The organism is Firmicutes bacterium HGW-Firmicutes-1 (genome assembly GCA_002841625.1).
Taxonomy (GTDB): Bacteria; Bacillota; Clostridia; order Lachnospirales; family Vallitaleaceae; genus HGW-1.
The window spans coordinates 33,139-47,674 of the sequence record PHAG01000003.1 but is presented as its reverse complement, the minus strand read 5'-3'; the positions used below and the strand labels follow the sequence as shown (position 1 = coordinate 47,674).

The window sequence follows — 14,536 nt, the reverse complement described above, 5'->3', positions numbered from 1 at the left end:
TATGGCAAAGAATATTATTGAAATCAATCAATTAACAAAATACTACGGTAAACACAAAGGCATTGAAGAAGTTACATTCTCGGTAGAAGAAGGAGAAATATACGGATTTATTGGACCAAACGGTGCGGGTAAGTCCACCACAATTCGTACTTTGCTTGCGCTTATACATCCAACAAAAGGAAATGCAACGATATTTGGAAAAGACTGCATTCAAAAAGCCGCAGAAATTGCACAAGATGTTGGATACTTACCGGCGGAAGCATCTTACTATGAACAAATGACGGTAAAAGATTTGTTGGAATACTCAGCAGCCTTGTATGGAATAAATTGTAGCACAAGAATGATAACATTGTCTGACAGATTGCAACTTGATCTAAAACGCAAAATTAGTCAGCTATCTTTAGGCAACAAAAAGAAGGTTGGTATTATTCAGGCAATTTTGCATTCCCCAAAATTACTTATTCTCGATGAGCCAACCAGTGGACTTGATCCGTTGATGCAACAAATCTTTTTTGATATTTTAAAGGAAGAAAAAACGAAAGGTGCTACAATTCTTTTTTCTTCTCATGTACTTAGTGAGGTTCAAAAGATTTGCGATAAGGTTGCTATCATAAAAGAAGGGCATATAATCAAGGAGCAAAAAATAAGTGAGTTGAAAAACAATGGATACAAAAAAATCGAACTAACTGCAAAAGCACAAATACCAAAAAATTATTTTGCAGAAAAGGACATTGCCAACTTGAAACAGGAGGATTGTCATGTATCTTTTCTGTTTAGAGGAAACATCAATGATATACTGGAAAAAATCTGGCATTTGCAAGTTGAGGATGTAGCGATTGAGGAACCGACACTTGAAGAAATTTTCTTGCATTATTATCAGTAGGGGGTGTAGCGAATGGCTATTGTGAAATATGAAATGAAACAATATAAAACTTTAATCATTATATGGTCTATAGCACTATCGGTTTTAATTATATTTTTATTACCAACATTCATCAGTCTGATGACTAATAATAGTGTTATGACCCCAGAGTTAATCAATTCTTTTGGAAGAAATAAATTTTTTATCGCTATAGGTGTTAATGCTACAAGCCTGTTGACACCAATGGGTTCGTATTCATATGTCAATTCATTTGTGCTAATTGCTGCAGCAACATTTGGAACCTATATTGGAATCTCTCTTATAACGAAAGAATATTCTCAAAAAACAGCAGATTTTCTTTTTACAAAGCCACAAGGCAGAAGAGTGGTTTTTAGCTCTAAACTTTTTGCAGGGGCTATATGTTGCCTAATAGTAGGACTGACATACTTAGTAGCATCCTATTTTGCCTTTTTGATTTTTGCCAAAGACAGCATTGAATTCATACCACTTTTGTTAATTGCTTTCAGTGTATCACTGTTGCAATTGCTATATATGGTAGTTGGTCTATTGCTTGCTGTATTTATGCCAAATATTAAAGTCCCGATAATTGTTGCGCTTGGAATTGCTTTTTTCACCTACTCGTTCGGCGCTTTTGCTCGTATTATGGGTTATAAGTTTGTAAGTTATCTCTCTCCATATTCCTATTTCAACAATGAGTATATTAGAGAATTTAATAGCTATGACTTGAAATATTTGTTGCTTTTTTTAGTTATAACAATAGTATCTATTTTGGTAAGCTATAACGTTTTCTCCAAAAAAGATATACACACAGTATAGGGGAGGGAAGACTATGAAAATTATTTTTTGGCATGAACTCAAAATGAACCGAAAAAGTCTTTTCCTGTGGCTTATAGCGATGATTATGTTATTAGGCATGGGTGCAGCGGAATATTCTATTGTTGTTGGAGCGGGAGATGCTATTGTCTCTGGCATTACGGCAATGCCAAGAATTACAAGAATCATGTTTGGTATTTATGACAACATACCACTCGATACACCTTTGGGTTACTATGTCTGCATGTTCTTATGGTATTGTTCAATTTCCTTTACACATGCAACATACGTTGGAGCAACAATTATATCGAAAGAGGAAAGAAATAAAACAGCCGAATATTTATTTACGAAGCCTTTTTCAAGAACTAAGGTAATCAGTGCAAAGATATTCGCAGGTACTGTATGTGTTGCCACTATGACAATGATAACATGGATTTTTACGTTGCTTACATTGATTCCTCAAATAGATGGTGTTGATATTTCAAAAGAAATTACACTTACCATGATAGGAATGTTTTTAACTCAGATTATATTCATGGTAATAGGACTGTGTTTTTCAGCAGTTTTTAAAAAACAATCCTCTGCAGTACGGTTTTCGATTTTGAGTGTACTCCTATTTTATGGTATTAGTGTAGCTGTTGAATATGTTGGCTATGCAGCACTTACTATTTTGACACCTTTCTGGTATTTTAATGCGCCTGCATTGGTGAGCGAAGGGTTTGATGTTTTATACCTTGTTATAGCATTGCTAATATTTGTGTTATGTGTGTACGGAACGTACATCCTGTATAAAAAAAGAGATATATATTGTTAGATGATGATGTTATTAGTACAAAGAGCATCCCAGCATTCACTTTGAATTTGTGGGATGTTTTTTTGGTTTAGAATGCAATAATTTCACGAAATATTTATGTTGACTTGACAAATTCAAAGCAAAGATATACAATAAAAACAGACCGACGTCGGTTTAATTATGGGAGGTGTGATTATGACAAAAACAGAACTAAAGCATAATGCTAAAAAAAAAGAACTTGTAGATACTGCTGAAAAATTATTTCTTGAAAAAGGATATGAAGAAACAAGTATAGAAGATATTTTAAAAGCTACGGCACTATCAAAGGGTGGTTTTTATCATTACTTCAAATCAAAAGATGAAATCCTAGCAGAAAGCATCAGTAATTTTGCTGAAAGATTGCTGAAAGAACTTGAACCTATCATTGAGGATCCAAAGCTTAATGCATTGGAAAAGCTAAATCGGTTTATGGAAAGAAAGGTAGCCTCTCAAAAACAAAAAAAAGAAATGATTACGTACTTGGTTATGTTGATGCAGTCGGATTTTGTGCTGTATAAATACTGTATGATAATCGTTCAGAAATATATTGATCCATTTGCGCGGATTATTGAACAGGGAGTGAAAGAAGGTATTTTTAATGTGGAATTTCCTCGTGAAACTGCAGATATCTTGCTAAGAGCTGTATCTTCTCTTCCCCAAAGCATGTTTTTTCAAGAATATATTGAGGATAAAACCAAATCGTTAAAGTATAAAGCTTCAATGGAAGAAATAATGGCCAGAACGCTGGGAATAGATAGCAAGAGAATAAAAGTTTTTTGATGATCTATAAAATATAAGTAAGGAGATGGTTTTATGACTAATATGGTAAAGAGCTTTCATGATTTGACTCCTGAACTTAGAGTATTTGCTGGTGGAAAAGGCGGTATGTTGGCTAGAATGTATCAAGATGGATATCCTGTTCCAGATGGTTTTATAATTCTACCGGAAGCTTTTCATATGGAGGAGTTAAGAAGTGACGTTTGGGATGAAATCATAATTTATTTGAAGGATATGAGAAAGAACAATGAGGAGGCAGAGTTTGCAGTAAGGTCATCTGCCTTAAGTGAAGACTCAGCGCAAGCTTCTTTTGCAGGGGAATTTGAAACGGTTCTTAATGTAAAGTCGGATGAAGATATAAAGAGAGCGATATACACAGTATTCAAATCGAGAGAGTCAAAGCGAGTAAAAGCATATAGTACTGTTCAAGGTGTGGAGCAATCGCAACAGATGGCGGTGGTGATCCAATTGATGGTACAATCAGAAATATCAGGAGTTTTATTTACTACCGATCCTATAACAGGCAGTTATACGAGCATGATAGGTAATTATGTTCATGGCTTGGGAGAACAGCTGGTATCAGGGGAAGCCAATCCCTATGACTTTAAATTGATAAGACCCAAAGGAAAATATGACGGACCAGAAGAACTTAAGAAATATGGATCAAATTTATATAAATTAGCTTCCAGACTTGAGAAAGAACTAAATAGACCTCAGGATATTGAGTGGACTGTTGCAAAGGGAAAATTATATTTACTACAAGCGAGACCGATAACCACATTGACAGGGGGTAATTTAGACAACTATGAAATGAATTATTCTTTTATGGGAGATGAACTATGGATTAATACAAATGTGGCGGAGGCAATACCGGATGTTTATACTCCATTTACTTGGAGTATAGGAAGACAACTGGATGAGGCATTGAATTTTATTCCGGGATATTATATATTTTCTGGAAATATCTGTGGTAGACCATATATGAATATTAGTAGAAGGGTATCAATGATAACGTCTGTACTCGGCAAAAATTCTAACGGTGCTTTAAAACTAATCAGTGATATGTATGGAGAATTACCCGAGGGTATGAGTATGCCGATTCGCCCATTTTCACGTTTAGAGGTGCTGAAAGTGATGTTTCCAATCATAATGCGTTCAACAAAAAGTACACTTGAGGCTTCTAAAAATTTGTCCAAATTCCTTCAGGAAACACCTGAACGATGCAACAAAATAAGGGAAGGTATTCAAAAAGTAAATACAAAGGAAGAACTACTGTCCTTATGGGAGGAAGAACTACAGCCCTCTTTCTTAAAAGCATGGTTGAATGCAGGTGCATCCGCTATTAAAATGACAAATATTACTGCGTTGGATAAAAAGCTTACAGAATTAGTTGGATCAGAAGACGCTAATACCATACTATCTAATCTCAGGGGAGGATCTGAACTAGCAAGCCTTGGGCCGGTTATAGGAATTTCCAAGGTCATTAAAGGAGAAATGAGCAGAGAGGAATACTTGAGGAAATATGGACATCGTGGAGCCCATGAGTATGAGATGTCAATACCCGATCCATTGGAAGATAGCGATTGGCTTGGAAAACAGCTTGAGGAATCTAAAAGGTCGAATATGGATGTGGAGGGGCTTTTAAATAAACAGTATAAGCAATATGAAGCTGCTAAGATAAGATTTGAGGATCGATATCCTAATAAAATAAAATGGCTTGAGAAAAAAATAGAAAAAGCAGCAGATGGTGCAAGGCTCAGAGAGGAAGGACGTTCGGAGTTTGTAAGAATATTTCGGGTAGTACGTGCTTTTGCACTTAGAGCAGGTGAGCTTACAGGTATTGGTGATGATATATTTTTCCTCTATATTGATGAAGTGGAAGAACTTCTTTTGGGAAAGATTTCAAAAGTAAAGTATATCCCTGTTAGAAAAGAAAATTATGAAAAATATCGAGCATTGCCAGTGTTACCATCTATTATTCGAGGGCGATTCAATCCGGTTGAATGGGCAAAGGATCCCGATAGAAGAACAGATTATTATGATGCACAGATGCCGATTGTAAGTACACCTGATTCACAACTTCTTACAGGATATCCAGGTGCAGCGGGTAAAGTAGAGGGAATTGTGCGTATTTTAGCAAATTGTGAAGAGGGAGATAACCTTCAACCAGGTGAAATATTAGTAGCAACAACGACGAATATTGGATGGACACCGTTATTCCCTAAAGCTGCTGCAATCATTACAGATATTGGAGCGCCCCTATCCCATGCCGCTATTGTAGCCAGAGAGCTTGGAATTCCAGCTGTAGTGGGTTGCGGTAATGCTACCACTAGACTAAAGACAGGAGATAGAGTTATTGTTGACGGTGGACATGGAGAGGTTCATATTATGAAATAATGCTTTTAAGGCCAACCATGGTGACTTTGTACCAATTACAAGCTATTTATCGACAACTTTTTGTTAAATAAATAGCTTGAAAATAGGTGGTGCATAGTGTAATATTATAGCATAACAAATAAATATCATCTGTATGACTGGCGGAAAGTGGGAGTACCCACAGGGAGTACAGATTTTTAAATGCCGACCGCCTGGGCAAAAGATCGTCTACACATCTTTTTCCCAGGCGGTCTTTTCATTTCTGATTTTAGAAAAGGAGTGAAGGCATATGAAACATACAGCATGGCAAGAATTTAAGGAAGGTGCTTGGACAAGTACCATCGATGTAAAGGATTTTATATTAAAAAATGTTACCCCGTACGTAGGTGACGAAAGCTTTTTAGAAGGGGCAACAGTAAGAACAAAAGAGGTACTTGCAAAACTTGATGAGCTTCTAAAAGAAGAAGCTTCAAAAAACGGTGTTTTAGAAATTGATACCAAAACAGTATCTTCGTTATTAACCTTTGAACCTGGTTATCTTGACAAAGACAAAGAAATTATTGTAGGCCTACAAACAGATAAGCCATTAAAGCGAGCAATTAATCCCTTTGGTGGAATTAAGATGACAAGAATTGCCTGCCAAGAATATGGATATGAGCTAGATGATAAAGTCGAACAGGAATTTGCTTATAAAACTACGCACAATGATGGTGTTTTTAGAGTATATACAAAAGAAATGCGAGCAGTAAGAAAGAATGGTATTATTACTGGACTACCTGATGCGTATGGAAGAGGAAGAATCATTGGAGATTATAGAAGAATCGCATTATATGGTGTAGACACGTTAATTATGAATAAAGAGAATGATAAAGTAATACTCGGAAATCTTCCGATGTCAGAAGAAAATATACGACTTATGGAAGAATTGTACCGTCAAATAGATTTTTTAGATAAATTAAAAGATATGGCGAAGATGTATGGGCATGATATTTCACAACCAGCAACAAGTGCTAAAGAAGCGATACAATGGACATATTATGGATATCTTGCAGCGATTAAGGAACAAAATGGTGCTGCAATGTCACTTGGAAGAGTCAGTACCTTTTTTGATATTTATATTGAAAGAGATATAAAAAATGGTGTCCTAACGGAAAGCAATGCACAAGAATTAATAGATGACTTAGTGATTAAATTAAGGATGGCTAGACAACTGCGAACCGCTGATTATAATGAACTTTTTGCTGGAGATCCTACTTGGGTAACAGAAGCAATTGGAGGAATGAGTATTGAGGGAAGAACGCTTGTTAGCAAGAGCTCTTATAGATTTTTAAACACATTATATACCATTAATCCTTCACCAGAACCAAATATGACTGTACTATGGTCAAATGAATTACCTGAAGCCTTCAAGAGATATTGTGCTAAGGTGTCAATGGATACTGATTCTATTCAGTATGAAAATGATGACATTATGAGGGAGAGTTACGGAGATGATTACGGAATAGCTTGTTGTGTATCTGCAATGAAGTTAGGGGAACAAATGCAATTTTTTGGAGCAAGATGTAATCTTCCTAAGGTGTTTTTGCTTGCTCTAAACGGCGGAACTGATGAAACAAGTGGCATGAAGGTTGGTCCACAAATGTCGCCAGTAGGTGATGATTACTTAGACTTCGAGGAAGTCATGGTTAGGTTTAAGGAATATCAAAGCTGGTTATGTAAGCTTTATGTAAATACGATGAATGTAATTCATTACATGCACGATAAATATGCCTATGAAAAAATTCAAATGGCACTTCACAATACGGAAGTAGAAAGATTTATGGCTTTTGGAATGGCTGGGTTGTCAGTAATGGCAGACTCTTTAAGTGCTATTAAATATGCAAAGGTAAAACCTATTAAAAATGATCAGGGATTAATTGTTGATTTTGAAGTGATAGGCGATTTCCCTAAGTTTGGTAATAATGATAACCGAGTGGATGATATTTCTGTAGATTTAACGACTGACTTCATCAATGAATTGCGAAAGTATCCTACTTATCGTGATGCAACTCACACACTTTCTATATTAACCATAACTTCTAATGTTGTATATGGTAAAAAGACAGGTGCAACACCAGATGGTCGAAAAGCAGGTGATGCATATGCACCAGGTGCAAACCCTATGCACAATAGAGATGAAATGGGAGCATTGGCATCTCTTGAATCAGTAGCTAAAATTCCCTTTGATGCATGTAGAGATGGAATCTCATGTACCTTTACGATACAGCCAAAAACTTTGGGGAAAACCGAAGAAGATAGAAAGGTGAATCTAGCAAGTATACTGGATGGCTATTTTTATAAAAAAGCCCATCATCTTAATGTAAACGTATTAAATAAAGAGACTCTAATCGATGCAATGGAACATCCGGAAAACTATCCGACCCTAACAATTAGAGTATCAGGATATGCGGTAAACTTTATTAAATTGAGTAAAAAGCAACAGCTTGAGGTTATTTCTAGAACATTTCATGAAAAGATTTAACCGAATGGAATGCGGAGGTTTTGTAACATTGACTTGGAAACCGTATGGAACCATTAAATGATCCTACCACGATTAACAAACTAGTGTATATAACTACTAGTAAAAATAAATTTTTATGCCACCAAATAAAACTAAGGAGGAGTAACAAAAATGAGAGCTTTGATTAGCGTATCAGACAAAACAGGTATTGTAGAATTTGCAAGAGAATTAGAGGGGTTAGGAGTAGAAATTATTTCAACTGGAGGAACTGCTTCAGCACTAGAAAAGGCTGGGGTTAAAGTAATTGGTATATCAGACATTACTGGTTTTCCAGAATGTCTTGATGGACGTGTAAAAACCCTTGATCCACACATTCACGCAGGTATATTAGCAATGCGAAGCAATGTAGAACATATGAAACAAATAGAAAGCTTAGGGGTAACTCCAATTGATATCGTAGTAGTAAATCTATATCCTTTCAAGCAAACTGTTTTAAAAGAAGGTGTTCACCTAGACGAAGCTATTGAAAATATTGATATTGGTGGTCCAACAATGCTTCGTTCAGCTGCGAAGAATTATCAAGATGTTTCAGTTATTATCGATCCAGCTGATTATGACGTAGTGCTAACAGAGCTCAAGGAAAATAGGAAGGTTTGTAAAGCGACTAATTTTTATCTATCTTCAAAGGTTTTCGAGCATACATCTCATTATGATACACTTATTGCAAACTATATGAGACAGCAAAGAGGCGCAGAAGTATTACCAGACATTATGACCATGACATTTGAAAAGGTTCAAGAAATGCGTTATGGAGAAAATCCACATCAAAAGGCTGCCTTCTATAAAGAAATTGGTAATACAAAAGGTTTCTTAACAAATGCTGTACAGCTTCATGGAAAAGAACTTTCCTTTAATAATATCAATGACACAAATGGTGCACTTGAGCTTCTAAAAGAATATGATGAAGCTACTGTTGTTGCATGTAAACATGCCAATCCATGTGGCGTTGGTAGTGGGGATACAATTTACGAAGCATATATGAGAGCTTACACCTCTGATCCAAAATCAATATTTGGTGGTATTGTAGTTGCTAATAGAGAGGTAGATGCAAAAGTAGCTGAAGAAATTAATAAAATATTTATTGAAATCGTTGTTGCTCCAAGCTTCAGCGAAGATGCAATGACAATATTAAAAAGCAAGAAAAACATTAGACTATTACAGCTTGAAAACATTGAAAATAAACAACCAGATACGGCATATGATTTAAAAAAGGTAAGTGGTGGACTATTGGTTCAAACAGTAGACAATGCACTTTTTGATGAAACAGAATTAAAGGTTGTTACAAAAAGAGAACCGACAACGAGTGAAATGGAAGACTTAATGTTTACTTGGAAAATAGTGAAATATGCTAAGTCCAATGGGATAGCGATAGGTAAAAATAAACAATCTCTTGGTGTAGGACCTGGACAAGTAAATCGTATTTGGGCATGTACACAAGCAATTGATCATGCGAAGGAAGCTCTTGGAGCGGAAATTTTGAAAGGTGCTTCTCTTGCTTCTGATGCCTTTTTCCCTTTTGCTGATTGTGTTGAGGAAGCGGCTAAGGCAGGAATTACATGTATTATCCAACCAGGTGGTTCTATGAAAGATCAAGAGTCTATAGATTTATGTGATCAACATGGAATTGCAATGGTATTTACTGGAATGAGACATTTTAAACATTAAGCAAAATAACTCGTATTTTAGTAAAATATGCATAAAAAATTTTAAATATGTTGACTTTGAATGGTTAATGTGCTACAATATTTCCAGTGGTGATTGGCCTAAGGAACTAAAAAGGTTGATTGTTTTAAACAGTCTATAAGGTTATAACAAGTAAAGCATAATATGTGGGTTTTTAATATACTAAGATTATTAAACAATTCTTTATATTATAGTTTCATGTTGAGACCTAGGATTAATTGCTACAAAATATCTTTAGTTAATTTTAGGAGGAAAGAAAATGAAACAGGGAACTGTAAAATGGTTTGATGCTAAGAAAGGTTTTGGTTTTATTTCTGTAGATGGAGAAAATGATGTATTTGTTCATTTCTCAGCAATTCAAGGAGATGGATTCAAAGCTTTAGAAGAAGGCGACGCTGTAGAATTTGAAGTTGTTGAAGGTTCAAAAGGACCTCAAGCAGCTAGCGTTACAAAATTATAATTTTAACAAGCTAACAGATCCCCAACATACGTTGGGGATTTTTTGGCGCAAAGGGGACAGGCACTTTTGTCTTGTTTTGTTTTGTACTTTGTGAGTTAAAAGTGCCTGTCCCCTTTGCGCCATTTCTTTTTCATAAGGAATTTTTGAAAAATCAAGAGTTAGTAATCTTGATTTTTTTAGTTCGTTAATATATACTTAAGATTGATATTAAAACAATGGAGGTAATAGAATGAAAACATCTACGAAGGTATTAATTGGGATAGGCGTTGTAGCCGTTCTGTTTATATTTAGCATTATTGGTGGTTATAATAATTTAGTATCATTGGGCGAAGAGGTTGAAGCTTCTTTTAGTCAAATTGACAATCAATTACAAAGAAGAAATGATTTGATTCCTAACCTAGTTGATACAGTGAAAAAGTACGCATCTCATGAAGAAGAGATATTTTTAGGTGTAGCAGAGGCAAGAGCTAAGTTAGCTGGAGCAACTACTGTAGCTGAGCAAGCAGAAGGGGATGCAGCTCTTAACTCAGCACTTGGAAGATTACTAGCTATTGCTGAAGCGTATCCTGATTTGAAGTCAAATCAAAACTTTATTCAGCTTCAAGATGAACTAGCGGGCACAGAAAATAGAATAGCTACAGCAAGAATGGATTATAACAATGTTGCATTGACTTTTAACAAAAAAATCAAACGATTTCCAACTCTTATTTATGCAGGGATGTTAGGTTTTGACAAGGCTGAGTATTTTGAAGCATCTGAAGACGCGAGAACAAACGTGGATGTAGGTGGTGAGTTTGATAAAGATTAGATTAAATAGAATTCATAAAATTTTTTCTATAACATGTATTTCAATCGTTTTCTTATCTACTATAGTACAGGCAAAGGTATATCCTTCACCTACTGATGAGTTTTATGTGAATGATTATGCAAATGTACTAGATGATGAAACAGAAAGCTATATCAACTCAATGGGTGAAGCACTAGAAAAAGCTACTCAAGCCCAGGTTGTTGTTGTAACTGTTAATGAAATAAAAGATCAGGCATTAGAAGAGTATTCTTTAGGTTTGCTTAGAGAATGGGGAATAGGGAATGCCAAAAAAAACAATGGCGTCTTAATTCTCCTTGATCTTGGGGGAAGAAATTCTCGTATAGAGGTTGGATATGGCTTAGAAGGAGCTTTACCTGATGGAAAAACAGGTAGAATCCAAGATCAGTTTATGATTCCTTATTTCAAGGAAGATAATTATAGCAAAGGGATAACTGAAGGATATAATGCAATTATAAATGAAGTCTACCTAGAATATGGCAACGATTCCCCTATAGAAGGCGATTATAGTACATCTTCTAATGAGAAAGCAAATCCAATTGTCATTTTTTTTGGTGCAATACTTGTAATTGGTTTGATTATTCTTGATTTTAGATTTACTGGAGGAATGGTAACCTTTATGATACTCAGAGGTATTGGACGTGGCGGCGGCGGTGGTTCAGGTCGCTCAGGTGGCGGCGGAAGCGGAGGCGGAGGCGGAAGCTCACGAGGGTTTTAAATAAGGACAAGGGGAAAGGACAAGGGGACAGGCACTTTTAACTCGTTGAGGTAGAAGTGCCTGTCCCGTAAGTCTTTTCTCGAGTAGATAACGTATTTGTTCTCTTAGTCCGTACTGTCCCGTAAGTTCTATATTGTAAGCATAAGAAATTATAACTCATTGAGACAAAGGTGCCTGTCCCCTAAGCACCATCATAAGCGCATAAGGTAGAAGTGCCTGTCCCATAAAACACATAGGAGGATGAAATGTACATAAAAAGAATTGTTTCGGCGATATTAGTAATCGTGTTAGTTTTAAGCTTGTCAGCGTGTACATCTAAGGGAGATGTTGATGCAATTAATGCAAATGAGAACATACCTATTCGTATAGCGGTATTAAAAGGACCAACTGGTATGGGTATGTCTAAGCTAATGGAGGATGAGGATGCAGTTACTGATCCAAATTATACATTTAGTGCGTATGGTTCACCAGATGAATTGGTTGGAAAGATCTTAAATCATGAGGTGGATATTGCTGCGCTACCTACAAATCTAGCTGCTGTAATTTACAATAAAACCCAGGGTGAAATTGAATTAATTGCGGTTAATACACTAGGGGTGCTATACTTAGTTGATTCATCAGGCACGATTCATGATATGAAAGATTTAAAAGGAAAGAAAATTTCAGTGAGTGGTAAAGGTACGGTTGTAGAGTATGTGTTTTCTTATCTGTTACAAAACAATGGAATTGATCCTAATAGTGATTTAGAGATTGATTATTCATTATCACATGAAGAACTAGCTACAGCAGTTGCCTCTGGGGATGTAGAAATTGCTCTTTTGCCTCAGCCCTACGTAACGACAGCAACCATGAAAAATAGTAAGGTTAAGATTGCGCTTGACTTAACAAAGGAATGGGAAGCTCTAGAAAATGGTAGCCAGCTCACAATGGGCTGTTTAATTGTGAATAAAGAATTTGCAAAAAATAACAAGAATAAATTAAATGACTTTTTGAGCAAATATTCTGAGTCAGTTAACTGGGTAAATGATAATCCGGAAAAAGCGGGAGCACTCATTGAAACACATGGTATTTTAGGAAATAAGACCATTGCAACAAATGCTATACCCAATTCTAGCATTGTATATTTTGAAGGAAAAGAAGCAAAAGATATGCTGGAAGGATTTTTCAAAGTTTTATTTGAAATTAATCCGAAAGCATTAGGAGGAGCTTTGCCAGATGATGAGTTTTATTATCAAAAATAAGACGAAACTATATGCTATTCTATTTTGGGTTTTTGTATGGTATGTAGTCGCTATCATCGTGAATCGGGAACTGCTTTTACCCACGCCTCTAGCTACTTTTAAAGCCCTAAGTGAACTTGTGCTTGGAAAGGACTTTTGGATAATCATTGGTATGAGTATATATAGAGTATTGGTAGGATTCATTATTTCCATCATAGTAGGAGGCATTACAGGAATTGCTTCAGGATTGAATAAGACAATATATAACTTGTTTCAGCCTATCATAGTTGTTATTAAATCCACACCTGTGCTATCTTTTATTATCATTGCTTTGTTATGGTTTGGATCTAGTGATGTACCGATTTTTATTTGTTTTTTAATGTGCTATCCAATTGTTTGGACCTCTGTAGTACAAGGTATAAAGCAAGTAGATACAGACTTATTACAAATGGCTAAAATATACAAGGTAAAAACCAAGTATATCATTAAAAATATTTATATTCCAACCATTATTCCTTTTATCATTTCTGGAATACTTAGTGGGTTAGGATTGGGTTGGAAGGTTACAGTTGCGGCTGAAGTGTTAAGTCATCCCCAATATTCAATCGGTGCTAATCTTCATGATGCAAAAATATATTTAGAATCAGAACAGCTATTTGCATGGACGATTGTTGTAATTGTATTGAGTATGCTTTTTGAATATATCTTTAATATGTCTATTAAGCTTCTGGGGAGTAGAGGGGTAAAAAGAATGACGAAGATGGGTGAAGTCAAATGATTGAAATTAGGGATTTAACAAAAAGCTATAAAGATTTATTGGTTTTTGATGATTTTAATTTGACAATTCCTGAGTCGGAAATTTCTTGTATCCTTGGACCCTCAGGATGTGGAAAGTCTACACTTCTAAATGTAATTGCCGGCTTAATACCTTATGAAAAGGGTGTTATCCTAGGAGTAGATAATAAAAACATTTCATATATATTTCAAGACACAAGATTGTTGCCTTGGGGTACAGCATATCAGAATATACTTTTTGCCCTAATCAGTTTGTATAGTAAAGAGAAGGCTATGGAAGTTGCAGATTATTATTTAGACTTAGTAGGACTTGGAGAATTTAAAGATTATTATCCTGATCAGCTAAGTGGTGGCATGAAACAAAGGGTGTCTATTGCAAGAGCTTTTGCATATCCATCGGAGATACTTCTTATGGATGAACCTTTTAAAGGTCTTGACTTTGAACTAAAGAATAATTTAATGGATGCCTTTTTGAAAATATGGAATGAAAACAAAAAAACAGTTATATTCGTTACTCATGACCTTGAAGATGCAAAAAGAATTGGTCATACGGTTATTAGATTAAAGGAAGATTAGCTTATATTGTATTATAT

The 14,536-nt window shown here is 35.5% G+C and carries 13 protein-coding genes; all 13 read left to right on the top strand.

Features of this window, described 5'->3' with window-relative positions; translation table 11 throughout:
• Position 1 precedes the first annotated feature (1 nt).
• The 13 genes from CVU84_04935 to CVU84_04875 all read left to right on the top strand — a co-directional run bounded on the left by CVU84_04935 (position 2) and on the right by CVU84_04875 (position 14,519).
• The gene (locus tag CVU84_04935) at positions 2–883 is read left to right on the top strand and encodes an ABC transporter (GenBank protein PKM95415.1); all 882 of its coding nucleotides are present in this window, start codon (positions 2–4) and stop codon (positions 881–883) included.
• Positions 884–895: 12 nt separating this feature from the next.
• Positions 896–1,699 (top strand): hypothetical protein, encoded by an 804-nt coding sequence (locus CVU84_04930; GenBank protein PKM95414.1) that lies wholly within the window; start codon positions 896–898, stop codon positions 1,697–1,699.
• Between the two features lie 13 nt (positions 1,700–1,712).
• Positions 1,713–2,510 carry a hypothetical protein gene (locus CVU84_04925; protein PKM95413.1) on the top strand — a complete coding sequence of 266 codons (798 nt, stop codon included), beginning with the start codon at positions 1,713–1,715 and terminating at the stop codon, positions 2,508–2,510.
• Positions 2,511–2,669: 159 nt separating this feature from the next.
• Positions 2,670–3,308: a hypothetical protein gene (locus tag CVU84_04920; GenBank protein ID PKM95412.1), complete on the top strand. Its 639-nt coding sequence runs from the start codon at positions 2,670–2,672 to the stop codon at positions 3,306–3,308.
• Positions 3,309–3,341: 33 nt separating this feature from the next.
• Positions 3,342–5,702, top strand: a complete 2,361-nt coding sequence (locus tag CVU84_04915; protein PKM95411.1) for a phosphoenolpyruvate synthase — start codon at positions 3,342–3,344, stop codon at positions 5,700–5,702.
• A 268-nt stretch (positions 5,703–5,970) separates the two neighbouring features.
• On the top strand, positions 5,971–8,202 hold the full coding sequence (gene pflB, locus CVU84_04910; GenBank protein ID PKM95410.1) for a formate C-acetyltransferase: 2,232 nt from the start codon (positions 5,971–5,973) through the stop codon (positions 8,200–8,202).
• 150 nt (positions 8,203–8,352) lie between these two features.
• A complete protein-coding gene (gene purH, locus CVU84_04905; protein ID PKM95409.1) occupies positions 8,353–9,906 on the top strand; it encodes a bifunctional phosphoribosylaminoimidazolecarboxamide formyltransferase/inosine monophosphate cyclohydrolase in 1,554 nt (517 codons plus the stop codon).
• A gap of 277 nt (positions 9,907–10,183) precedes the next feature.
• Positions 10,184–10,384 (top strand): cold-shock protein, encoded by a 201-nt coding sequence (locus tag CVU84_04900; protein ID PKM95408.1) that lies wholly within the window; start codon positions 10,184–10,186, stop codon positions 10,382–10,384.
• 229 nt (positions 10,385–10,613) lie between these two features.
• Positions 10,614–11,192, top strand: coding sequence for a LemA family protein (locus tag CVU84_04895; protein PKM95407.1), 579 nt, complete (start codon positions 10,614–10,616; stop codon positions 11,190–11,192).
• A gap of 10 nt (positions 11,193–11,202) precedes the next feature.
• Positions 11,203–11,928: a hypothetical protein gene (locus tag CVU84_04890; protein PKM95568.1), complete on the top strand. Its 726-nt coding sequence runs from the start codon at positions 11,203–11,205 to the stop codon at positions 11,926–11,928.
• Positions 11,929–12,173: 245 nt separating this feature from the next.
• Complete coding sequence (locus CVU84_04885; protein PKM95406.1) at positions 12,174–13,169, top strand: hypothetical protein; 996 nt, start codon at positions 12,174–12,176, stop codon at positions 13,167–13,169.
• Positions 13,144–13,926, top strand: a complete 783-nt coding sequence (locus tag CVU84_04880; GenBank protein PKM95405.1) for an ABC transporter permease — start codon at positions 13,144–13,146, stop codon at positions 13,924–13,926. The genes CVU84_04885 and CVU84_04880 overlap by 26 nt, the downstream gene beginning before the upstream one ends.
• Positions 13,923–14,519, top strand: a complete 597-nt coding sequence (locus tag CVU84_04875) for an ABC transporter (protein PKM95404.1) — start codon at positions 13,923–13,925, stop codon at positions 14,517–14,519. The genes CVU84_04880 and CVU84_04875 overlap by 4 nt, the downstream gene beginning before the upstream one ends.
• Positions 14,520–14,536: the final 17 nt, after the last annotated feature.

Excerpts from the sequence above, each read along its gene's own strand:
- CVU84_04920 (PKM95412.1), top strand. The coding sequence starts at position 2,670 with ATGGGAGGTGTGATTATGACAAAAACAGAACTAAAGCATAATGCTAAA.
- CVU84_04885 (PKM95406.1), top strand. The coding sequence starts at position 12,174 with ATGTACATAAAAAGAATTGTTTCGGCGATATTAGTAATCGTGTTAGTT.
- CVU84_04900 (PKM95408.1), top strand. The coding sequence starts at position 10,184 with ATGAAACAGGGAACTGTAAAATGGTTTGATGCTAAGAAAGGTTTTGGT.
- CVU84_04925 (PKM95413.1), top strand. The coding sequence starts at position 1,713 with ATGAAAATTATTTTTTGGCATGAACTCAAAATGAACCGAAAAAGTCTT.
- CVU84_04935 (PKM95415.1), top strand. The coding sequence starts at position 2 with ATGGCAAAGAATATTATTGAAATCAATCAATTAACAAAATACTACGGT.
- CVU84_04930 (PKM95414.1), top strand. The coding sequence starts at position 896 with ATGGCTATTGTGAAATATGAAATGAAACAATATAAAACTTTAATCATT.
- purH (PKM95409.1), top strand. The coding sequence starts at position 8,353 with ATGAGAGCTTTGATTAGCGTATCAGACAAAACAGGTATTGTAGAATTT.
- CVU84_04915 (PKM95411.1), top strand. The coding sequence starts at position 3,342 with ATGACTAATATGGTAAAGAGCTTTCATGATTTGACTCCTGAACTTAGA.
- CVU84_04895 (PKM95407.1), top strand. The coding sequence starts at position 10,614 with ATGAAAACATCTACGAAGGTATTAATTGGGATAGGCGTTGTAGCCGTT.
- CVU84_04875 (PKM95404.1), top strand. The coding sequence starts at position 13,923 with ATGATTGAAATTAGGGATTTAACAAAAAGCTATAAAGATTTATTGGTT.
- CVU84_04880 (PKM95405.1), top strand. The coding sequence starts at position 13,144 with ATGATGAGTTTTATTATCAAAAATAAGACGAAACTATATGCTATTCTA.
- pflB (PKM95410.1), top strand. The coding sequence starts at position 5,971 with ATGAAACATACAGCATGGCAAGAATTTAAGGAAGGTGCTTGGACAAGT.